Annotated in this window: 15 protein-coding genes; 10 read left to right on the forward strand and 5 right to left on the reverse strand. The window is 51.0% G+C overall.

Annotation, left to right across the window (positions count from 1 at the left end):
• Positions 1-17 precede the first annotated feature (17 nt).
• The 4 genes from H8K26_RS09095 to H8K26_RS17720 all read left to right on the forward strand — a co-directional run bounded on the left by H8K26_RS09095 (position 18) and on the right by H8K26_RS17720 (position 9845).
• Positions 18-383 (forward strand): response regulator transcription factor, encoded by a 366-nt coding sequence (locus H8K26_RS09095; protein WP_186882842.1) that lies wholly within the window; start codon positions 18-20, stop codon positions 381-383.
• Between the two features lie 54 nt (positions 384-437).
• Entirely contained in the window at positions 438-1019 is a 582-nt protein-coding gene (locus H8K26_RS09100) for a chemotaxis protein CheW (RefSeq protein ID WP_190479003.1), read from the forward strand.
• A 183-nt stretch (positions 1020-1202) separates the two neighbouring features.
• Positions 1203-3413, forward strand: coding sequence for a methyl-accepting chemotaxis protein (locus H8K26_RS09105; RefSeq protein ID WP_390366684.1), 2211 nt, complete (start codon positions 1203-1205; stop codon positions 3411-3413).
• A 90-nt stretch (positions 3414-3503) separates the two neighbouring features.
• Positions 3504-9845 (forward strand): Hpt domain-containing protein, encoded by a 6342-nt coding sequence (locus tag H8K26_RS17720; RefSeq protein ID WP_223826934.1) that lies wholly within the window; start codon positions 3504-3506, stop codon positions 9843-9845.
• Positions 9846-10002: 157 nt separating this feature from the next.
• Here the strand turns inward: H8K26_RS17720 and H8K26_RS09115 are convergent, their stop codons facing one another.
• Positions 10003-11490 carry a cryptochrome/photolyase family protein gene (locus tag H8K26_RS09115; RefSeq protein ID WP_190479006.1) on the reverse strand — a complete coding sequence of 496 codons (1488 nt, stop codon included), beginning with the start codon at positions 11488-11490 and terminating at the stop codon, positions 10003-10005.
• A gap of 85 nt (positions 11491-11575) precedes the next feature.
• Here H8K26_RS09115 and H8K26_RS09120 point away from each other — a divergent pair, with 85 nt between their 5' ends.
• The 6 genes from H8K26_RS09120 (at position 11576) to H8K26_RS09145 (ending at position 16428) form a co-directional block, all read left to right on the forward strand.
• Positions 11576-12256, forward strand: a complete 681-nt coding sequence (locus H8K26_RS09120) for a YqgE/AlgH family protein (RefSeq protein ID WP_186897045.1) — start codon at positions 11576-11578, stop codon at positions 12254-12256.
• Positions 12256-12663 (forward strand): Holliday junction resolvase RuvX, encoded by a 408-nt coding sequence (gene ruvX, locus H8K26_RS09125; protein ID WP_223826935.1) that lies wholly within the window; start codon positions 12256-12258, stop codon positions 12661-12663. The genes H8K26_RS09120 and ruvX overlap by 1 nt, the downstream gene beginning before the upstream one ends.
• Positions 12660-13172, forward strand: coding sequence for a bifunctional pyr operon transcriptional regulator/uracil phosphoribosyltransferase PyrR (gene pyrR / locus H8K26_RS09130; RefSeq protein ID WP_190479008.1), 513 nt, complete (start codon positions 12660-12662; stop codon positions 13170-13172). Before ruvX ends, pyrR begins: the two co-directional genes overlap by 4 nt.
• Positions 13165-14139 (forward strand): aspartate carbamoyltransferase catalytic subunit, encoded by a 975-nt coding sequence (locus H8K26_RS09135; protein ID WP_186883317.1) that lies wholly within the window; start codon positions 13165-13167, stop codon positions 14137-14139. Before pyrR ends, H8K26_RS09135 begins: the two co-directional genes overlap by 8 nt.
• A gap of 82 nt (positions 14140-14221) precedes the next feature.
• Positions 14222-15505 carry a dihydroorotase gene (locus H8K26_RS09140; RefSeq protein WP_190479010.1) on the forward strand — a complete coding sequence of 428 codons (1284 nt, stop codon included), beginning with the start codon at positions 14222-14224 and terminating at the stop codon, positions 15503-15505.
• Between the two features lie 188 nt (positions 15506-15693).
• The gene (locus tag H8K26_RS09145; protein ID WP_190479012.1) at positions 15694-16428 is read left to right on the forward strand and encodes a lysophospholipid acyltransferase family protein; all 735 of its coding nucleotides are present in this window, start codon (positions 15694-15696) and stop codon (positions 16426-16428) included.
• Positions 16429-16732: 304 nt separating this feature from the next.
• Here H8K26_RS09145 and H8K26_RS09150 read toward each other — a convergent pair whose 3' ends face one another.
• The 4 genes from H8K26_RS09150 to hemH all read right to left on the reverse strand — a co-directional run bounded on the left by H8K26_RS09150 (position 16733) and on the right by hemH (position 22451).
• On the reverse strand, positions 16733-17377 hold the full coding sequence (locus tag H8K26_RS09150) for a hypothetical protein (RefSeq protein ID WP_190479013.1): 645 nt from the start codon (positions 17375-17377) through the stop codon (positions 16733-16735).
• Between the two features lie 57 nt (positions 17378-17434).
• Positions 17435-20275, reverse strand: a complete 2841-nt coding sequence (locus H8K26_RS09155; protein ID WP_190479015.1) for a DUF1631 family protein — start codon at positions 20273-20275, stop codon at positions 17435-17437.
• Positions 20276-20505: 230 nt separating this feature from the next.
• Positions 20506-21333, reverse strand: a complete 828-nt coding sequence (locus H8K26_RS09160) for a symmetrical bis(5'-nucleosyl)-tetraphosphatase (protein WP_190479017.1) — start codon at positions 21331-21333, stop codon at positions 20506-20508.
• A gap of 11 nt (positions 21334-21344) precedes the next feature.
• Entirely contained in the window at positions 21345-22451 is a 1107-nt protein-coding gene (hemH, locus tag H8K26_RS09165; protein ID WP_190479018.1) for a ferrochelatase, read from the reverse strand.
• Between the last annotated feature and the right edge of the window lie 3 nt (positions 22452-22454).

Genomic DNA, 22454 nt, shown 5'->3' on the forward strand with positions numbered 1-22454 from the left:
ATGTGAGGAATTAGCGAATGGCTATTCAAAAAATATTAATAGTAGATGACTCTCCTACAGAACGTTATTTTTTAACAGAAGTTTTGGTTAGAAATGGTTTCTCTGTATCTACCGCTGAAAATGGCGAGGAAGCCCTGACGAAAATTAAGGCAGATAAACCACAGTTGATTCTGATGGATGTCGTGATGCCTGGGCAAAATGGTTTTCAGATCACGCGTGCTATTGCCAAAGATCCGGAAACGCAGGATGTGCCAATTATTATCTGTACCAGCAAGAATCAGGAGACGGATCGTATCTGGGGTTTGCGTCAAGGCGCCAAGGATTACCTGGTAAAGCCGATTGACCCACAAGAGTTGTTAGCAAAAATTGCCGCTCTTAGTTAATGATCCGCAGATAGCCTGCTTGCCTCTATTTATAAGAAATACCCGGATAGCCTCATGACTAAGACTTTGAGTGACTCTGCTGCCAACCTTGAAATTACCAAGTCAGACAGTGGCGTGAGACGTACGCGCTTGCGTGAGTTTCAGGCGCAGTTGGTTGAGCGTATGCAGGCTGCGCAGCGTGGCGGCTTCTCCAAGCTTAGTCAATTGGGGATCATTATCGGGCAGCAGCGTTATTTGCTTGATCTGCGGGAAGCTGGCGAAATTGTTAGTGCCACATTATTAACCAACGTCCCGTTAACCAAGGATTGGTACGTGGGATTGTCAAATATCCGCGGTAACCTGACCAGTGTGGTTGATTTGTCGCGGTTTCAGGGCTTTGAACTGACCAAACTCGATAATTCTTGTCGTATCGTCGGTTTTGCACCGTCGTTGGGGTTCAATAGTGGTTTGCTGGTGTCGCAGGTTCTGGGCTTGCGTAACCTTGCTGAGATGGAAGAGATTGCATCTGGTGAGACTGACGGGAATAGTCAGGAATGGTTGCAAAGACGGTTTCGTGACCGTGATGGTAATGTGTGGCATGAACTTAGCCTGGCTGCGTTGGTGCAGAATCAGGATTTTCTGCATATAGGTTTATAGTCAGTGCTTCACTTGAAGCAACGCTGACAGATATTCAATCGTTTAGGAGATTCAGTAATGGCATTGAAACTACCGTTCTTGTCCAAGGGAAAAGAAAATCCGGAAATTGACGGAGCAGAAGTTGCGGCAAGGTCATTCGGTAATGCTGGCTCGGTTGAAGTTGAGGAGGCCAGTAACGTGAAAATGTTAACGCCAGAATCATCTCAGGAAGGCGAGCATAAGCAAGCTGAAACTGACTTCGATACGACTCATAATCGCGCCGATGCAACATTCATCGGTGATGCCCTGGAAAAAGGCGGCGACATTTATTTACCGATCATCGGCAAAATGTCATTGCAAAGGCAAATGCGCATTTTGTCCACAATCATGGTTGGTGCGTTAGTGGCGGGTGCATTTTTCGTCTGGCTTAATGCGAATCACTCAACACTGATATCCACTCAGGTGCAGATTTCCGGTGATGTGCTGATGCATTCCCAGCGTATTGGTAAGGCTGCGCCAAACTCAATTCAGGGTAACGTTCAGGCATTTAAACAGCTGGAAGACAGTCGTAAAGAAATTAATAACGATCTGAAAATCCTGTTGGATGGTGGTACTTATCAAGGTCGTGATGTTAAATCTGCCGACTCCACACTGGAGCCGGTTTTAAAAGAAACGATCAAGTCCTGGCAGAATTCTAATAAAGCAGCTGAAACAATATTGGCACGCCGTCAGGAACTGACCGGTTTTGGTCAGACACTGCAAAAGCTGAACTCATTGTCTCCGGTATTGCTGGAGTTGACTGAACAGATTTCTACGCTGAAAGTGCAAGGCGGCGGATCTGCTCGTGAGATTTCTGCTTCCGGTCAGTTGGTCATGTTGACCCAGCGTCTGGGTCGTAGTGCGAATGAATTCTTGACTTCTGAGGGTGTTAATCCAGAGACTGCTTTCCTGCTTGGTAAAGATACGAATACTTTCCGCGATCTGGTCGAAGGTTTCCTTAACGGTAGTGAAGTTCTCCGCCTGACTCCGACGAAAGATGCAGATACACGCGAAAAACTGGAAGAATTGAAAAAGGCGTTTGCTGAGTATCAGGCTTCGGTTTCTACTATTCTGGGTAACTTGCAGAACTTCATTGCCGCCAAACAATCTGAGCAGTTATTGTTTAACGAAAACGAAGAGCTGAAGTCGAAACTGACTAAGTTGCAAAAGACTTATACGGATCAGCAGGATTCCACCAGTTTTTCTTTCTGGCTGATGTTGATTTCCGCTGCTGTTGCGTTAGCGTCTGCGGTTGGTATTGCCTTGGTTCTGTTGCAGGATAGTCGTAATCGCGCTAAAGAAGCGAATGAACGCCGTCAGGAAGCTGCGGAGCAAATGTTGCAAGCGCAAAAACAAGAGGAAGAAGCGAAAGCTGCAAACGATCAGAATCAGGCCGCGATTTTGCGACTGATGAATGAATTGCAAGAAGTTGCGGATGGTGACTTGACTATTCAGGCAACGGTTTCCGAAGATATTACTGGTGCGATTGCCGACTCGGTTAACTACACGGTGGAAGAGTTGCGAGGTCTGGTCGGCCGGGTTACGACGACTGCGGAACAAGTTACGTCTGCGTCGAATCAGGCGCAAGGTATTTCCGATAACTTGCTTGAAGCGTCAGAGCAACAGTCACGTGAAATTTCCGATGCCGGTCAGGTGGTTCTGACGATGGCGCAGGATATTACCGACGTTTCCCGCTCTGCGAATGAATCTGCTGAGGTTGCGCGTCAATCGGTTGCGGCGGCGGAACAGGGGGCGCATGCGGTGGAAGATGCGATCAAGGGTATGAACGAGATTCGCGAGCAAATTCAGGAAACGTCTAAACGTATTAAACGTCTGGGTGAATCTTCTCAGGAAATTGGTGAGATCACCGAACTGATTTCCGACATTACTGAACAAACTAACGTGCTGGCGCTGAATGCGGCGATTCAGGCGGCGTCTGCAGGTGAAGCGGGGCGAGGCTTCTCGGTGGTTGCGGAAGAGGTTCAGCGTCTGGCGGAACGTTCGGCTGAAGCGACCAAGCAGATTGGTGCGCTGGTGCGTACGATTCAAACGGATACCCATGACGCGGTTGCTGCGATGGAAAAATCCACTCAGGGTGTGGTTGAGGGAGCAAAACTCTCAGATGCGGCGGGTACCGCCTTGTCTGAGATCCGTAGCGTTTCGAACCGTCTTGCTGAACTGATTCAGGGTATTTCTCTGGCGACTGAACAGCAAGCGACATCAGCAAACGGTGTTGCACAAAATATTCAGCACATTCTGACTATTACCGAACAGACCCAGAACGGTACACAGCAAACATCCGAGTCGATTAAGCAATTGTCTCTGTTGGCTGAGGAATTGAAAAACTCAGTATCCCGTTTCCGTGTAACTGCCTGATTTTCCAGTCTATGGGTTGCTTAAAACGACCCTATCATATTTGCAGACGATGAACCGCGGTTCATCGTCTCTTGAGTTTGCGGAGCGCGCATGACATCCGATTTTTCAAATTCGTCACATCTGCCTCAGGAACAGTTTGATACTGGACCACTCTCCTGGGTTATGCCCGAGGTGCGGGAAGCGATGACCAACGCTGGCAAGGTGCTTACCGAAGCGCTTGCACAGGATGTTGACGCAAGATCCACTACTTTATTACATGCGAAAAGTTATTTGCATCAGGCACATGGTGCCTTGCAAATCGTTGATATTGACGGCGTTTCTATCGTCACCGAAACCATTGAGGAATTGATAGAACGCTTGCAAAGCAGTCAGTTAGAAATGACGCAGGCAAATATCGATGTCATTCTCGACGCTTTTCATGCTGTATTGCGTTACCTTGAGGATTTACTCTCCGGGGCACCGCATCAGCCAGTCAGATTGTTCCCCTACTACCGCGCGCTGCTGGAGCTCAAGGGCGCGGAGCGGATACATCCGGCGGACTTGTTTTTCCCAGCGTTATCTGTCAGTGAAAAAATTCCCGAACTCGCTGTAACGCCCAACGGCAAATCTGCGAATTACAGTGGATTACGTCAGCGTTTTGAGAAATTACTGTTGACGGTACTGACTAGCAAAGATCAGCAAAAGCGACGTGAAGCAGCCGAGAACATGCATGGCTTGATTCATGAAATCGATCAGATGCAGACCAATTCTCAGGCGAAAGCTTTCTGGGTTGTCATGCGGGCATTTGTTGAGGCGGTCGCCGATGGTGGGATCGACGACCAGCAATATGTAAAACAAATTTTCGGACGTATTAATTTACAGATACGTCGTCTTGTCGATGGCGTCAACACGATTCCTGAGCGTCTGCTCAGAGATGCCTTATTCTTTTTGGCTCAGGTTGAAAAACCGTCTGCGTTCGTGTCCAGTATTCGTCGTGCATATCAACTGGATAACAAAGTACCGACTGACTATAACGAGAAAAATTACGGTCAGATTGCGGCAGGTGTATTAAGTACCGCAAAAGAACAGCTCACCGCCGTTAAAAATTTATGGGGTCGGATTGCGAACGGCGATGCCAGTCTGGCTGACAAGCTTTCGCAAAAAATGAAGGATCTGGCAGAGACGGGCACGGGTTTAAATGTGCCTTCGCTATCTAAGCTTTTGCGCGAATTAAGCGGTATTGCCAGACATGTCGCACATTCGGCAGATGGCAGTAAGCTGGCACTGGAATTAGCGACCAGCTTGTTATTCGTTGAAAATGCACTGGATCAGATTACCCGTTTACCTGCGCATTTTTCCGAGCGCGCGGATGAAATTACAGCACGTTTATTATCCGTTGTGTCCGGCGATGAGCCGCAGTCGCAAGCGGCGTGGATGGGAGAAATTTCGCGCGAGGCTCAGCAGCGTCAGACCATGACGGTTCTCGTTTCTGAAATTCAGACGAGCCTGCGCCAGGTTGAAAAAACACTGGACGAATACTTCCGTGATCCTGCGCAAAGTGAATCTTTGCATTCGATCGATAACATGTTGCATCAGGTCAGTGGCGCGATGGCGATTCTGGATCAGGATGCGGCGATGCAAGCCTTGGAAACGACCAGACAGACGGTTGCTACATTGGCAGACTCCAAAGAGTTGTCTGAATCTGATCGTGAAGCTGAGCATCAAAAACTGGCGCAAAATATTGGCGCTCTCAGTTTTTTCATCGAAACTTTGCAGACCCAGCCAGAAACAGCGAAAAAGAAATTTGTGTTTGACGCTGATGCAGGTCTTTTCCGCCCAAATCTGCTCGATGCGCCGGCGCAGAAAGAGTTATTGCCTGTCAGCGAGGATGTGATTTTTTCAGCTGATCAGTTACAAACTTCTACCGAAGAGTCCTCTTCCGTTTTAACCGCAGAAAAAGAATTACTTAACCAACAGCATGAATCGGCACGTCTTGCCGTGTCTCTCGCTGAAAATCCTGACGATAAAACACTGAAGGCGCAATTGAAAGATTCGCTGGAGTCTGAACGCTCGGTGGCGACTTTATTGGATGACTCAGCTGCAAGTGGTCGTGCAAAAGCAGCGATTGAGTTGCTTGGATCTGGTGAAGAGTCTCATTCAACTGAGAGTTTACAGGATATCGTTGCTGCCACCTCACCGGTTGCAGTAGCCGAAGTGAAGGCGACGAATGTTGCTGCTGTTTTACCGCAAAGTGATGAGGCAATTGATGCTGAGTTGCTCGAAATTTTCCTGACAGAGGCCGATGAAGTTTTGCATTTTGTGCAGGACACGTTGCCACGTTCTCGCGCCGATGTTGACAATCAGGAATATCTGACCAGCCTGCGCCGCTCCTTCCATACGTTGAAGGGCAGTAGCCGCATGGTAGGACTGAATGTGTTCGGTGAAACTGCCTGGAGCATTGAGCAGGTGATGAACTTATGGTTGTCGGAGTCGCGTCGAGGTGACGACAATCTGTATGCACTGCTCGAACGTACGGCAAGTGAGATGAATGCCTGGGTCGATGAGCTCAAGCAATCAGGCCAGTCAGCAAGAACCGGTGCTGCGATTATCGCTGCGGCGGAGCGAACCAAAGCCGGCCTCGATTATCAGGAGGCCGACGAGTTGCCAGTCGTGGCCTCAGAAATTTCAGCGCAGCCTGCGGTAATTGAGCCTGAAGATGAATTGTTGCCAGAACCAGTCGCACATGATGTATCTGAAGTAGAGGATTCAGCGATTGCCGGTGCGCTTGATGAACCCCTTATTGCAACTTCGCTTCCCGTGGACGGTGCGGCATTCGCGATTCTTGACGACGGTGCAGAAACGATAGAGGCCTTGCCGTTAGTGGATGTGACCACGGATGCGGTGACAGACGCGCTGACATCTGGGTTTGAACTCAGTGCATTCGACGATTTGCCAAGTGCGGCGAACATATTGGCTGAGACTGCAGCGACGCTTGATGATGTCACGACAGGGCATTCTTTGCCTGCTTCTGATGACATCGTTATTGCTGCTGAAACTGCTGCAAGTGTTGAAACTGAAGCAATTGAAACAATCAGTTTTTCTGCTCCCGATGCGGTTGCTGAGGATGTTCAAAATCCGGTAACTGAGCCTGAAGAGGTTGTTGATTTGCTGAGTCCGGTGGAAGAGCAGATCGTGGCAACTGTAATGACATCTGCGGATGCTGTTGAAGAAGTTTCTTCTGGTGCAGATATTGAACACTCAGTACCACAGATAGTTGAGGAGCCGGTTGCAGTGGATGAACCAGTTTCTGATCCTGCTGGCGCAAAAATCATTGAGTTTCCGGAGTTGAATAAGCCGGCTGTGACGCTCGATGACAATATCAAGCGTATCGGTGATCTTGAAATCAGCCTGCCGCTGTACTCCATATACATGGCAGAAACCGACGAAATTGTTCGCTTCCTGACTCAGGATTTATCTGAATGGCGCCACGAACCCGAGCGCCATGTCTCCACACATGCGATTCATGCGAGTCATTCTCTTGCCGGCAGTTCCGCAACTGTTGGTCTGATTCCTTTGAAAGAGTTGGCACATAGTCTGGAATCTGTTTTACAGCGCCTTGAGCGTCATCCGGTTATCTTGACCTCTGCTGAATTCGACATGCTGGATCATGCTTTGGAGTCTGCAAAACGGATGCTGCAGAAATTTGCATTGTCTGAAATGGCCGACTTTGCCCCTGATGATGTCAGACAGTTAGATCAGTTATTGCAAGACGTGATCGCACGTTCGAGTTCCGGTGCAGATGAGGAGTTCATCACCTCAACGAATGAAAAACTGAATCCGGCAGACTTGTCAGGAACGGCGGTCATTGAAGAGTTGTCTGGTGATAGCCTGGCGGAAACACCTACTGAAGAATCTGGCACACTGCATCTGGCGGATGAGACTGTCGTGCAGCAACTGAACGTTGCATTGCCGGAAAGTACTCCGCAACAAACAACACAGGTCAAAGATGACCTCGATCTTGATTTGTTGCCGGTCTTCCTTGAAGAAGGAAATGACTTATTGCCGATGGTCGGTCAGTTATTGCGTAGCTGGCAGGCACAGCCTGATGACACGGCAATACCGCAGTCGATTGCACGTCTGATGCATACGATTAAAGGTAGTGCGCGGATGGCCGGTGCGATGGGATTAGGGCAGCACATCCATGACATGGAAACGCGTATTGAAAGTCTGATGCACACCAGTGGTGCAGTACGTGCACCGTTGATGGATGATTTAATGGCGCGCCATGATTACAGCATGCAGTTGTTTGATCGTTTGCAAAACCCTGAGGCTCACGTTGAGCCATTGTTGCCTGAGCCATTAACTGCCGCGCAAGAACTGGATCAGTTCCAGGAAGCCTTGGTCGCGAGTGAGGCTGGTATCGCTCCTGCGGAGAGTGTCGAAGCGCCGCGTGAAATGGTCAGCCTGACACCTTTGATGCCGATTACTGATAGTCAGTCTGCGGTCAGAACGACTGCAATTCCGCATGCTCCTGTCAGTGCGCCTGCAGGTGCGCCGGTGCCTCTGGTGCGTGTACGAGCCGACGTGCTGGATCGCTTGGTCAATCAGGCCGGTGAAGTGTCTATTTCACGTTCACGTTTAGAGAATGAAGTCAGCACTTTGCGCTCGTCATTAGGCGAACTGACCGCCAACGTCAGTCGTTTGCGTGATCAGTTGCGTGAAGTAGAGATTCAGGCTGAAACGCAGATCACATCGCGTATGGCGCTGTCCGGTGATCGTGAATTTGATCCACTGGAGTTTGACCGTTTTACCCGTTTGCAAGAGCTGACCCGCATGATGGCGGAAAGCGTGAGCGACGTGGCAACAGTGCAGACGAATCTGACGCGGACGATAGATGGCGCTTCCGGTAATTTGCATGTGCAGGCGCGCCTGACACGTGAGTTGCAACAGGATCTGATGCGAGTGCGTATGATTCCGTTTGCGAGCGTTTCTGAGCGTCTGTATCGTGTTACCCGTCAGACCTCGAAAGAAGTAGACAAGCGCGTCAATCTGGATATCCGTGGTTCCGGCGTTGAAGTGGATCGTGGCGTTCTGGAAAAAATGGTCGGGCCGTTTGAGCATCTGTTGCGGAATGCGATCGTGCATGGTATCGAAACACGTGACGTGCGCCGTCTAAATGGCAAACAAGAAACCGGTGAGTTATTGATCGAGATTCGTCAGGAAGGTAACGAAGTTGTTATTCGTTTCAACGATGATGGACAAGGGCTGGATTTGCAAAACATCCGTCAGAAAGCGCTCAGCGTTGGTCTGATTGGTACAGATGAAACACCGGGCGATGCGGAAACTGCCAGCCTTATTTTTGAACCTGGATTCTCAACGGCGAATGAAGTAACTGAGCTGGCCGGACGTGGTGTCGGTATGGACGTCGTCCGTTCTGAGGCCGCATCACTGGGTGGTCGTGTTGAAGTTTCTACGGTAGAAGGTAAGGGCGCTGAATTTACTATTCGCCTGCCGCTCACGCTTGCTGTGACACAGGTCGTGTTGCTGAGTTCCGGTGGACGTACTTACGCGGTACCATCGGTTCTGGTTGAACAGGTGCAGCATCTGAAGTCGAATGCGCTGGCCAATGCATACAATGACGGTGCTTTAATGTGGCAGGGCCAACGTGTTGCGATGCATTATCTGTCTGCTCTGTTAGGTCAGCGTGACGCAGTGCCTGTGACCCAGCAATACACACCGTTGCTGATCATGAAGAGCGGTACTGATCGCGTGGCGATCCACGTCGATGATATCGTCGGTAATCGTGAGGTCGTTGTTAAAAACATCGGCCCGCAACTGGCGCGTATGGTGGGTATTGCCGGCGCAACAGTACTTGGTTCCGGTGATGTCGTTCTGATTCTGAACCCTGTGCCTTTGGCGCAGCGTGTAGAGCATGAGCATGCCCGTCTGCCGCAGTCCGGTATGCAGTCTGGAGCAGAAGCCGTTTCTGATTTAGGTGCCGTTGCTGATTTGCATCACGAAAACACCACAGCGCAGGTGAATGCCGAGCCGGTTCAGGGCTTGCGGACACAGCATATCGTCATGGTCGTTGATGACTCGCTGACCGTGCGCCGTGTTACTCAGCGTTTGCTGACACGTGAAGGCTATCAGGTCGTGTTGGCGAAAGACGGTATTGATGCGTTGGAACAGTTGCAATCTGTGACGCCAGACGTGATGCTGGTCGATATTGAAATGCCGCGCATGGATGGTTTCGATTTGACGCGTAACGTTCGCAGTGATGCTCGTACGGCACATATTCCTATCATCATGATTACGTCGCGTACCGCCGATAAACATCGTAACTACGCACGTGAACTTGGCGTGAACGAATATTTCGGTAAGCCTTACCGTGAAGACGATTTACTTGAAGCGATTGTTGGTTTTGTTGGCAAAGAACAGGCAATCGTAGTGTAAGTAATTCCTGATTTAGCAAATAAAAAAGCAGAGATTTATCTCTGCTTTTTTTATGTTAATTGCGTGCTGTTTTATGTTCGACGCTGAATTGACTTTGGTTTGATTGCTCCAGAGCTCTCATCAACTCCATCGAATGCTTGTCGCTGCTTGAGGCACTTCAATCCGTTGAAAGTGTTCCCGCCTTTTTGACCACAGCATAACGCTCAAGGGTTTTCTTTCGCGCCTCGTCATGTTCGACGATGGGATAAGGATAATCCTTCCCCAGACTGACGCCCGCTTGCTGTAATAGCAGGGGAGCCGCTTTCCAGGGCGCGTGTATCGAGCGCTTATCCAGTCTGGCTAGTTGAGGTAAATAGCGCGCAATGAATTTGCCATCGGCATCAAACTTTTCGGATTGTGTTATCGGATTAAAAATTCTGAAATACGGTTGCGCGTCACAGCCGGATGACGAGGCCCATTGCCACCCGCCGTTGTTTGCCGATAAATCAAAGTCATTCAGTTTTTCGGCGAAATAAGATTCACCGCGCCGCCAGTCTATACCCAGATCCTTAATCAGAAAGCAGGCGGTCACCATGCGCAAGCGGTTATGCATGTAACCGGTCTGATTCAGTTGCCGCATCGCTGCATCAACGAGCGGATAGCCGGTATTACCTTCGCACCACGCCGCAAAATGCGCATCCGCTTGTTCACCTGTTTCCCATTGAATTGCATCGTAATCGGGTTTGAACGAACGCTCTGCCACATGCGGATGATGGTGGAGGATCATGAAATAGAAATCACGCCAGATCAGTTCAGCCAGCCAGATTTCTGCACCGTGATTACTGCTGGTTCTGATTTGTTGCATCGCTTCACGCACCAGATGTCTGATAGAAACGGTACCGAAACGCAGATGCACTGACAAATACGACGGCCCCTTCAGCGCAGGAAAATCGCGGGCAACATCATAATGTTTCATCCGCGCCAGAAAATCCTGGATCAGCTGTGTGCCGCCGGACATCCCGGCCTGCAGGGGAATGGTCTGTGTTTGTGCAGCGGCAAAACCTATGTCTGACAGCGACGGTATGGCGGGCACATCAAGACGATAGAAGTTTGCTGCATATTTTTCTACCGGATATGATTTTGCGTAAAAATCACTACCTTCCGCATAGAATTTTTTCAGCCATGCATTCTTGTACGGTGTGAAGACGGAAAAGGGCGTACCAGCCTGTGATAAAACTTCGCTTTTCTCAAAAATCACCTGGTCTTTATAGCTTAAGAATTCGCACTGTTGCTTACCGAGCGCGGTCTTCACCGCGGTATCCCGTTGTAATGCCGCTGGTTCATAGTCGCGATTGGCGAAGACCGCGTTGACTTGCAGTTGTTCTGCAAGGCGTGGAATTTCGGTGACAGGATCGCCGTGTATCACCAGCAGGCTGCCGCCAAGTTTGCTGATTTCCTGTTCAAGTTCAATGATGCTGTCGTGAATGAAACGCACGCGCCTGTCATTGGCTGGCAGATGTTTCAATATGTTCTGATCAAAAATAAAAACACAGATGACTTCTTTGCTATGCCGTAAAGCCTGATATAACGCGGCATGATCAAAGCAGCGTAAATCACGCCGGAACCAGACCAGAGTGCGCCGAAAAGAAACAGATTTTTCTTGCATAAGTATCAGAATAGGAAAGTCGGAATCATGGTGCGGAACCTTAGCACACATCGAAAATACACGTTAAAAATGCTAAAATGGCGGCATGGCGAAGCAAACAAAATCCCCACACTCTGAACTGTCCGACGGTGTTCCCGCACCGGCCGGTGCGATTTCTGACATTGTTGCAACAGCGGGCGGCGATACCGTTCCAGAATTTGATTTAAATCTAACAAATCATTTCCTGATTGCAATGCCTTCTATGCATGACCCTGTGTTTGGCGGTAGCGTGGTGTATCTGTGTGAACACAATCCACGCGGCGCGATGGGCATGGTGATCAATCGCCCGACCGATATGACCGTGGCTGAATTATTTGACCGCATCGATCTGCGTCTGGAAGTGATTCCCGATTCGCATCCTATGGGTAAGCATCTGGTGATGTTTGGCGGTCCGGTACAGGATGATCGCGGCTTTGTGCTGCATTCTCCTGTCGGCGAATATACTTCTTCGCTCAAAGTGACCGACGATATCGCCTTCACGACCTCGCGCGATGTTTTGGAAGCGATTGCCGCTGGCGAGGGGCCGGAGCGTATTGTCATGAGTGTTGGCTATGCTGGTTGGGGCGCAGGGCAACTTGAAAAAGAAATTCTCGCGAATGGCTGGCTGACTGTTGCAGCTGATCCGCAAATTATTTTTTCGCTGCCGGTCGAAGAACGTTTTAATGCAGCCATCAAATTACTTGGTATTGATCCCATCATGCTGTCGTCCGAAGCGGGGCATGCCTGATGACTATGCTCGAAGCCAGGGCTGATGGTACGGTGCTTGCCTTTGATTTCGGATTGAAACGTATTGGTGTGGCGGTCGGCAATACCTTCCTGCGCCAGGCCGAGCCACTCAACATCATTCATGCGCCGACTAACGATGGCAAATTTGCCGAAGTCGCGGCGCTGATCGGCAACTGGCAGCCAGTCTTATGCGTGGTCGGCTTACCGTTGCATCCGGATGGCGAGTCGCATGAAATGACCCAACGTTGCCGCCGCTTTGCGAACCAGCTGCAAGGCCGCTTCAAACTTCCGACGATACTGGTTGATGAACGTTATTCCTCCGCCGTTCTGAACGGCAAGCGCGGTGCACACATAGATGACGATGCCGCAGCCCTGATTCTGCAACAATATTTTGACGAGAACCCATGAGCAATGTTTCCCCCACACTGAATGCGGAAGCGCTGTATCTGCAGCTTCTGAAGCAGATCAAACCACAAGCCGTGGCAAATGATAATCTGGCGATCATCGGTATTTATTCTGGCGGCGCCTGGATTGCCGAACGTCTGGTGAATGATCTCGGCCTGAAAAATAAACCTGGTCTGATTGATGTGTCATTTTATCGCGATGATTATGCGGCAAAGGGTTTGCATGCTGATGTCAAACCGACGCATATTCCGTTCGAAGTCGATGGCGCTCATATCATACTGGTGGACGATGTGCTGTACACGGGACGAACGACGCGCGCAGCGATCAACGAGTTGTTTGACTACGGCAGACCCACCCGTGTCATGCTGGCGGCGCTGGTCGATCGCGGTGGGCGTGAATTGCCGATTGCTGCCGATTTTGTTGCACATGTTGCCTCATTTGAACCCGCTGTCTCTGTAAATCTGCAACGCGCAGACGACGGCACACTTAGTTTCTCTATCGATCATGCATAATCCACAGCTCAATAAACACGGCGAACTTCAGCATTTGCTGACGATAGACGGTCTGCCTAAATCCATCGTTAATCATATTCTCGATACAGCCTCGTCATTTGTCAGTGTCAGCGACCGCGAAGTCAAAAAAGTCCCGCTGATGCGCGGTAAAAGTGTGTTCAATCTGTTCTTTGAAAACTCCACCCGTACCCGCACCACGTTTGAGATTGCATCCAAACGCCTGTCGGCCGATGTGATCAATCTCAATATTGCGGCATCGAGTACCAGTAAAGGTGAATCCTTGCTCGATACCATCGACAATCTGGCCGCGATGCACGCCGATATGTTTGTGGTACGTCACGCGACGTCCGGCGCACCTTTCCTGATTGCCAAACATCTCAATGACACAAAACAGCACCATGTACATGTGGTGAATGCGGGCGACGGTCGTCACGCGCATCCGACTCAGGGTTTGCTCGACATGTACACCATCCGCCACTATAAAAAAGATTTTACGAATCTGACTGTCGCGATTGTTGGCGACGTGTTGCATAGCCGCGTTGCGCGTTCCGACATTCACGCGCTGACCACGCTGGGCGTACCGGAAGTGCGCGTGATCGGTCCGCGTACTTTGCTGCCCGGCGGTCTGGAGCAGATGGGTGTGCGCGTCTTTACCGACATGAATGAAGGCCTGAAAGGCGTTGACGTGATTATCATGTTGCGCCTGCAAAATGAACGCATGAGCGGAGCCTTGCTGCCGTCGGCGCAGGAATATTTCAAAAGCTATGGTCTGACGCCGGAGCGACTGGCGCTGGCGCATCCTGAGGCGATCGTCATGCATCCGGGGCCGATGAACCGTGGCGTGGAAATCGATTCTGCGGTGGCTGACGGCCCGCAGGCAGTGATTTTGTCGCAGGTGACTTTCGGTATTGCCGTGCGTATGGCCGTCATGAGTATTGTCGCCGGTAACAGCGGCAGTGACGCCTGATATCTGTGAGATTCAGCCAGGCGCAGGCCCGGCGATAACTGATCGTGCGTTATCCGTTAGGTGAGACGTACAGGGAAGCAACATGAAAATTCAAATTAAAAATGGCCGCGTGATTGATCCGGCGAGTGGCGTTGATGCGGTACAGGATGTGTTTATCGCCGCCGGAAAAATTCTTGCGATCGGCACAGTACCGGCTGATTTCGTTGCCAATAAAGTCGTGGATGCCAGCGGGCTTGTTGTGGCGCCGGGGCTGGTGGATTTAAGTGCGCGTTTGCGCGAACCCGGCTTTGAATACAAAGCAACGCTGGAATCGGAATTGCAGGCGGCCATGCGTGGTGGTGTCACCAGTCTGGTTTGTCCACCGGATACCGATCCTGTGCTGGATGAATCGGGTCTGGTCGAAATGCTGCGACAGCGTGCGCGCACACAGAACAAAGCGCATGTGTATCCACTGGGCGCGCTGACGGTGGGACTCAAAGGCGAGTCTCTGACAGAAATGTCTGCACTGACCGACGCCGGCTGTATCGGTTTTTCGCAAGCCGAAGAAACAATTGCCGACACGAATACGCTGCAACGCGCTTTGCAATACGCGAGCACGTTCGGATACACGGTCTGGTTACGTCCGCAAGATGCCTACATAGGCAAAGGCGGCGTCGCGCATAGCGGCCCGCTGGCATCGCGTCTGGGCTTATCTGGTGTGCCTGTCATGGCAGAAACGATCGCGCTGCATACCTTGTTTGAGCTGATGCGTGCCACTGGTGCAAAAGTGCATCTGTGCCGGATTTCATCTGCCGCCGGTCTGGAACTGGTGCGTCAGGCGAAAGCCGAAGGCTTGTCGCTGACGTGTGATGTTGGCGCCCATCATGTGCATCTGACCGATAACGATATCGGCTACTTTGATTCGAATGCGCGCATGACGCCGCCGTTGCGCAGTCAGCGTGACCGTGATGCAATCAAAGCGGCACTGTTGGATGGCACGATCGATGCGATCTGCTCTGATCACACGCCAGTCGATGATGATGAAAAACTGTTGCCGTTTGCGGAAGCATCACCGGGCGCAACCGGGCTCGAATTATTATTGTCGCTCGCGCTCAAATGGGCAGACGACAGCCGTGGCGCCGTCACTTTGGCGCAAGCCTTGTCGAAAATCAGTAGTGGCGCGGCACAGGTCGCAGGTATCGCTGCGGGTCAACTGACCGCTGGCAGTGCGGCTGATCTGTGTGTATTTGATCCCGCAGCACACTGGAAAGTGGAAGCCGCTGCGTTGGCAAGTCAGGGCAAACATACGCCATTTCTGGGTTACGAATTGCCAGGCGTGGTCAGGCTGACGATGGTGGATGGCCATATTGCCTTTGACAATCTGTAACCTGCATTCAACACCGTCACCCGCATCGTCCGCTGTTGCCGAGTGATGTAGTGGCTGGTGTGCTCGCAATAAGCGCTATACACAAAGCAAACAGGGCGTATGGATAGTATTTGCCGTGCCTTGTTTGGCTTTGTGCCGAAGAACCAAAATTTTTATAAATACTCTCTTGGAGTATCTGGCGAGTCCGTATGATTTTCTGGCATTTTTTCCGCGTTTTTCTTCATCTGGTCGCAGGTTTGCTGACTTGCGCCGTGCTCTTTCCTTTAGTCGGAGCAGCCAGAAGAGAAGCGCTGGTGCAGCGTTGGTCGAAGCAACTGATGGCAATCTGCACGGTGGATGTCGTGTTTAAGGATGCCAGCCAGGGGCTGTTTGCCGAAAGGGCGCTGATTGTCTCGAATCACGTGTCCTGGCTCGATATTTTCGTCATCAACACGGTGCATCCCTGCCACTTTGTTGCGAAAGCAGATATCCGCTCCTGGCCTGTGCTCGGCTGGTTATGCGAAAAAGCCGGAACCATCTTTTTAGCGCGCGGCAAGCAGCGTGAAGTGCGGCGGATTTACGAAGGTCTGGTGCATCAGATTCATGATGGCAAACGGATCGCTTTTTTCCCCGAAGGGACTACTGCAGCGCAGGGCACGGTGCTGCCATTTCACGCCAATTTATTTGAAGCGGCGATAGAGGCCAAAGTGCCGGTGCAGCCTTTCGTGCTGCGCTACGTTGATGCACAAGGAAAATTTCATCCGGCAGCCGATTTCATTGGTGACATGACGTTTGCCGAAAGCATGAGCACGATCTTAAGAGCGCCACGCATGACTGCAGAAGTGATCCGCCTGCCAGCGATTGCGACAGAAGGTGCGCATCGCCGCGATATCGCCTTGCAAGCGCACGAACTGGTAATGCGAGAATTAGGACTATCGCAATAGCTGCCTGATTAGACGGACAAAAACGCCGGACAAAAGCGCCGGACAAAAAATGCACGAAAAAACGCCGGATAAAAACGGTATTTCTGACGTCCTTGTGTTGGCGATTTTTTCCGGTGTGCTCAGCGTCCATCTGCGTGCCGTAAACCCGCGCCGATACTCCTTAAAAATTGGTTTTATGGGGAGTATATGAAGAAAACCGCTTATTCTCAGCGTTAATAAAAGGCTTTAAAAAATACTCCCCGGGAGTATTTTCAGGCGTCCAGCAGCCGTTGTATGACTCAGGCGGTCTTCTGTCGCGGCAGAGTCAGCGACATTTCCCCGATATCGCCGCCTGTGCCCAGAACGGTGCTGCGAGTAAACCGATAAAGGAAACGCCGCCGATTTTTGCCGGACGATGTTTTAATGCATCGTCATCGGCACATCCCGGAATCGTCGCCTGCTGTAAATCTTTCTGCAAACGCTCATATTTACCCGGTGCCGCATTTTCCAGGGTCTTGCCACTGGCTTCGGCACGTTGCTGCAATTCACTTTTACTTGCCTGATAGGCTCTGGCAATACTTTGCGGGCTGATATCCAGAGTTACTGAATCGTTTGCAGTGTTAGCGTTGGCAGAGACAGGTACATTAACGCTTTCAGGAATGTCGGCAGCGCTTGTTGATACGGTAGTCGAGGCTGATTTGTTGTGTACCTTACGCATAGCATCGGAGGCCGGTGCCATAGTCGCAGGCGCGTCTTTCGCAGCGTCGACAGCCAGGCGGATATTCAGTGGAAATTGCAACAACATGGTTGACACTGGATGAACGAAAGTATCGGACGTCTTGACGATATCGAGCGGACGCGACAGGGCTAATATCAATAGCAGCGTGACTCCCGCCGCCAGTAGTGCAGAGCACAGCCGCACGGTTGTGCGCTGAGCATCCCACTCATCGTGGCGATAGATCACAGTCATGACAGGCGATGGTCTGGTTGGCAGTATCGCCTCTGACACCCGAGGTCGTTATAAAGTTCAAGCGAATGCGGGATGGTCAATCGCATCTGCCGAAGTCAGTAAGGCTTGCACTGCGCGTTCAAACAGCGGCTCATTTTCGAGAAAACGCACACGACCGTGAGCAATCATGCGGCGGAACATGCGCACACTGACGAGCGAGGGTTTTTCATTGCCTGCCAGCGTCAGCACCAGATTATGATGTGATGGATCAACCCAGTTCAGCGTGGCGATACTGGGTTTGATTCCCAGTTTCACTTCCAGGCTGATACCGCTGCGCAGGCGTTCCTGTATGACTTCCTGTGTAAATTCCACGGCGTCGGCGGGCTTTTCGCCAATGGCACTTTCTGTCGCTAACTCGCTATCAAAAAACTCATCCAGCATCTGCACCTGAATGTCGAGGTCGCGTATTGCTTTGTCCAGTCTTTGCTGGGTTTCCGGCGCACGCAACTGTTCGTGCAATGCTTCCTGCGAGGCTTCGTTGTGATAGATGAAGTCGGCAAAATGCTCATGAATTGCCGGTAAGCTTAATGAACGTGTCTGCGGGTTAAGCGGCTGCTGCACGGTACGCAAGGCATTCGTATGAGCATCCACCAGCCAGTCGAGCAAATGTTTCTGCTTAGCGTTATTCCACTGAATCGCAGTCAGTGCTTCGCGCAACGTGTTCAGTATGATGGGCAGCAAAGCGAACAGTTGTGTGCGGTCTTCTTCGTTCAGTTTGGCGACGATGCTCCAGAGCAGATCGGGAATCAGCAGGCGATAACGGATACCGCGTTTGGCATCTTCACGTTCGGCATATTCGATCGCATGTACCCAGGTATTTTCTAAAAAATCACGCAGATAGGGATCAATCTGCAGTTTTTGCAAGACCTCGCGTAACTGCGCCGAGATATGCACCAGGCGCAAAGTGCGGTTCTGCGCGGTTTCGATAGCTTCTACGGTGTGCGCAATCGTTTGCTCACTGGAGCGCAATTCGCGCGCGATAAACGCATCAAACTCATCGAGCATGCGGATGAATAATTGCGAATTTTCGCTGTCGTCTTCCAGTAATGTTTCGACGATGCGGCAGATTTCCTGGGTGATGTGCGCACCCGTTGGATCTATCTGTTTCAGTCCCAGTGAAATCGAGCCGACACGATTGATCAGCATGCGTGCCGGATGCCCTTTCTGGGTCAGCAAAGTCTGATCGCGAAGGGCGATTTTCAGCACCAGAAATTGCAATCGCCCCAGCTGCGCACGTATTTCTGCCGGTACCTGCGGGTCGCTCAAAATAAATTCAAACAGCATTGCGACGACATCAATGGTCATCTGCTCATCGACATTATCCGTCATGTCATTGAGCGTGGTTCTTTGCTCCAGTATCAGATTACGGATGCCGCCCAGATGATTGAACATCTGTTCGCCGGCAATGATGTTATTTTTTTGTAGCTCATGCACCGACCGTACTATGCCTGTACTGGTCTCTGAATGATTGCTGTCAGTGATGCTGTAAGCGGGATCGGAATGGTTGCGATGGTCGCTATTTGCCGTTGGTGTCGCGCTGGTTTGTGCTGATCCGTATGCTGTGTGCGGCAGATGGTGGGCGCCGTTCAGCGTTTGGTCGGTGGCATGCCCTTCCGCATTGCCGGTTGCTACGCCATTGCTGGCGTTAAGATTGTTGTTGACACTATTGCTGGCGCTATTGGCTGTGCGATTTGTTGCGTTGTCGTTCGTGCTGTTTATCTCCCCGTGGCCACCGAATAACTGTCGTAAGGTCGAGCCGACGGATTGATTTTTTTCCAGCCATTGAAATGCGCTGGCGCGTGCCTGACCTGGGTCTGCCAACGGCGCGGCGTATCCGTCCAATCCTGGATACGGCGCAACGACTTTCGGCTGTGATGTAAAAGCAGACGCGGCTTGTTGCACCAGTTGTTGAGTGAATTGCTGTGTTGCTGACCCGATTTTGCTGGCGCTTATTCCAGCTGCGAGATCCCGCACGCTGTTGAATAATTGTTCGACTTTGCTGACCGGTGTCGCCGCCGGAGTGGCTTGTAACTGTTGCGCTGGATATGCTGGCGAAGGCAATCCTTCGTTGCCTGAGAATGATTGTTGATGCATCGCGCCCGGCATTGCACCTTCATTATGCGTATCCGTGGAGGGCATACTATCGTTGACCGGCGGGGCCGTGTCAGGCGCGGCGGCAGTTGTCGCCGTGGTTGCAGTGGTTGCAGCGGGCGGTGTTTTCTTGATTTTTAACTGTAGTTCCGCTGCCACCCCTTTGGCGGCGAAGTAGTTATTCACTGCATCATAAATTTTACCGATATGTGGCGTCAGATCTTCTGCAATCTGTGCGATAACGGCCGCAGAAATATCGTCGTCCAGTTCAAATTTTTCTATGCCGCTGGCGATGCTGCGGGTGATTAAATACGGCCGGAAAGGATTCTCTCGTTCGCTGATTTTTTCCTGACTGAACAACAGAGCGATACGTATATTCAGATCGCGTATCTGCTCTTCGGCTTCGGCACGGAAACGCGCCGTAATTTCATTGAGCAGCAGTTCGTTTTCCAGCGCATGCGAATCGACCAGTGACAGACTGTCGCTTTGCATTTTTAAGATGGATGCCGGGCGAAACGTATTGTAGGTGGTCTGGAAGCTCCGGTTCAGCAAGCCATCCATCGCTTCGCTCATGGCATCGAGCATTTGCCTGCCTTGCCGCAGGCGCATGCTGGCATGCAGATAATCTCTTTGTTCTGTTGAGCTGCGGGCGGCCTCGGCTTTTTTAAATAAGGCTTCCAGTGTGTGCGGTGTTGCGGCTTCTATGCAGCTCAGAAAAGTCCGGTGAAACTCTGTTCGGGTGGCGGGCAGAAATTCATTCGGATCCATATATTTTTCCCAGATTTTGCGCGCAGGCACATGTTTAAAAACGTAATAAATGTAACAAATTTGTTATCTGGAAGTATAGATCAGAATTTTGCTAAATTATTATTTGAATGTAATGTTTTAAACATTGTTCACAACTGTTTTGCGTCGTCGCCGTCATGAATACAACAACGGCAAGTGGGCTGAGCGCACTTGCCGTTAGATTGTTTCTAATGGGAAAAATGTTGCTTATATCAGCCAGGTCTTTGCTGTTGCGGGCAGTCGATCTGTACCAGCGTTCTGTTGTGAAGAGCAACTGCGGTCAGCTTACCGCCCCAGACGCAACCGGTATCAAGGCTGATCAGATTGGAACGTAATACCAGTCCTAAGGTGGACCAGTGACCAAACACTACCGTGCTGTTGTCCGAGGCACGTGGCAGATCGAACCAGGGCGCATGTCCTTGCGGAGCAGTACCGACGCCATCCTTGCTGGCAAAATCCATCTGTCCTTCGATGCTGCAAAAACGCATCCGTGTCAGGGCATTGACGATGCAGCGCAAGCGATCTGCTCCCTGTAAACCTTCATCCCAGTAAGCCGGAGTATTGCCATACATTTGCCGTAAAAAGCCCAGCCAGTCCGCACTGCGCAACATGGTTTCCACTTCACCAGCGAGTGCCATGGTTTTTTCGGCTGACCACGATGGGAAAAGTCCGGCATGGATCAGTAAGTGCTGTTGCTCTGTTATCGCCATCGGCCGCTGGCGCAACCATTCTAGCAATTCAGCGCAATCCGGCGCATTTAATATTTCTGTAAGCGTATCGCTGCGATGCGCGGGACGTATGCCATGAGCAACCGCCAGCAGATGCAGATCGTGATTCCCAAGCACACTCTCTGCTCGCCCGGCTTGTTGCAAAGCACGGACGCGACGCAGAGTCTGCAAGGATTTCGGACCGCGATTCACCAGATCACCGGCAAACAGATAGCGGGCGGAACGTGAGTGCTGTTCTATGCGATGCAGCAGTTCACCCAACTGACCGTCGCAACCTTGAATGTCACCGATAAAATATGTGGCTGTCGTCATGTCTCTGGCGCTTATTGATTCGCACCCATGCGTTTGGCTTCGGCGCGGCTGAGCAGCGCCTGTTGCTTCTGTTCTTCGCGCATGCTGACCGTCAGCATGGTTGGCCAGCCGATCAGATGTTGTTCCGCAATTTCCGCCAGAGCGCGTAACCAGGATGGCGATTCGTTCAGACAAGGAATGTAATTAAATTCTTTACCACCGGCTTGCAGAAAATCGGCCCGTACTTCCATCGCAATTTCTTCCAGCGTTTCCAGGCAGTCGGCGATGAAGCCGGGGCAGATCACATCAACGCGCCGCACCCCATCTTTGGCGAGTTGCGTTACCGTTGGTGCAGTGTAAGGTTGCAGCCATTCGGCTTTTCCTAAACGCGACTGGAAAGTGACGATGTACTGATCTTTCGATAGGCCTAGCTTTTCAGCAAGCAGGCGTGCGGTTTTATAGCATTCACAATGATAGACGTCACCGCGCAACAGAAATGCTTTTGGCAAACCGTGAAAACTCATGACCAGTTTTTCCGGCCTGCCGTTGGTTTGCCAGCTTGCCAGCACTGATAGCCGCAGCGCTTCTATGTAAGCCTCGTGATCATGATAATTTTTGACCAGACGCAGTTCAGGAATATTTCTGACCTGTTGATAATGGCTGAACACCGCGTCGAAATTCGATCCCGTTGTCGTCGCAGAATATTGTGGATAAGCCGACAAAATCAATAAGCGATCATAACCATCTGCTTTCAGCTTTTGCAGCACATCGGGTATCGACGGTGTGCCGTAGCGCATCGCATAAGTGACGTGTACCTCATGACCACGTTCGCCAAGATAGCCCTTCAGTAGTACGGCCTGTTTTTCCGTGTGTACTTTCAGCGGTGAGCCGTCATTGGTCCAGATAGACGTATATTTCTTCGCTGACTGACCGGAGCGGAAAGGCAGGATGATGCCATGCAGGATCAGCCACCAGATTGCACGGGGTACTTCGACGATACGTCTGTCCCATAAGAACTGTTTCAGATAGCGGCGCACTGCCGGTCTGGTCGGTGCATCCGGCGTACCGAGATTGATCAGTACGACCGCCGTTTTTCCGATTTTTCCGTGGGAGTAATCAGGTTCTTTCAGAAAGCGCATGGT

The organism is Cognatundibacterium aquatile (assembly GCF_014699135.1).
GTDB lineage: Bacteria > Pseudomonadota > Gammaproteobacteria > Burkholderiales > Burkholderiaceae_D > Undibacterium > Undibacterium aquatile.

Bases quoted from the DNA above. Each gene is read 5' to 3' on its own strand.
- H8K26_RS09150 (WP_190479013.1), bottom strand. From the start codon at position 17,377: ATGACTGTGATCTATCGCCACGATGAGTGGGATGCTCAGCGCACAACC.
- H8K26_RS09140 (WP_190479010.1), top strand. From the start codon at position 14,222: ATGAAAATTCAAATTAAAAATGGCCGCGTGATTGATCCGGCGAGTGGC.
- hemH (WP_190479018.1), bottom strand. From the start codon at position 22,451: ATGCGCTTTCTGAAAGAACCTGATTACTCCCACGGAAAAATCGGAAAA.
- H8K26_RS09120 (WP_186897045.1), top strand. From the start codon at position 11,576: ATGGCGAAGCAAACAAAATCCCCACACTCTGAACTGTCCGACGGTGTT.
- pyrR (WP_190479008.1), top strand. From the start codon at position 12,660: ATGAGCAATGTTTCCCCCACACTGAATGCGGAAGCGCTGTATCTGCAG.
- H8K26_RS09095 (WP_186882842.1), top strand. From the start codon at position 18: ATGGCTATTCAAAAAATATTAATAGTAGATGACTCTCCTACAGAACGT.
- H8K26_RS09160 (WP_190479017.1), bottom strand. From the start codon at position 21,333: ATGACGACAGCCACATATTTTATCGGTGACATTCAAGGTTGCGACGGT.
- H8K26_RS09135 (WP_186883317.1), top strand. From the start codon at position 13,165: ATGCATAATCCACAGCTCAATAAACACGGCGAACTTCAGCATTTGCTG.
- H8K26_RS09105 (WP_390366684.1), top strand. From the start codon at position 1,203: ATGTTAACGCCAGAATCATCTCAGGAAGGCGAGCATAAGCAAGCTGAA.
- H8K26_RS09155 (WP_190479015.1), bottom strand. From the start codon at position 20,275: ATGGATCCGAATGAATTTCTGCCCGCCACCCGAACAGAGTTTCACCGG.
- H8K26_RS09145 (WP_190479012.1), top strand. From the start codon at position 15,694: ATGATTTTCTGGCATTTTTTCCGCGTTTTTCTTCATCTGGTCGCAGGT.
- H8K26_RS09100 (WP_190479003.1), top strand. From the start codon at position 438: ATGACTAAGACTTTGAGTGACTCTGCTGCCAACCTTGAAATTACCAAG.
- H8K26_RS17720 (WP_223826934.1), top strand. From the start codon at position 3,504: ATGACATCCGATTTTTCAAATTCGTCACATCTGCCTCAGGAACAGTTT.
- H8K26_RS09115 (WP_190479006.1), bottom strand. From the start codon at position 11,490: ATGCAAGAAAAATCTGTTTCTTTTCGGCGCACTCTGGTCTGGTTCCGG.
- ruvX (WP_223826935.1), top strand. From the start codon at position 12,256: ATGACTATGCTCGAAGCCAGGGCTGATGGTACGGTGCTTGCCTTTGAT.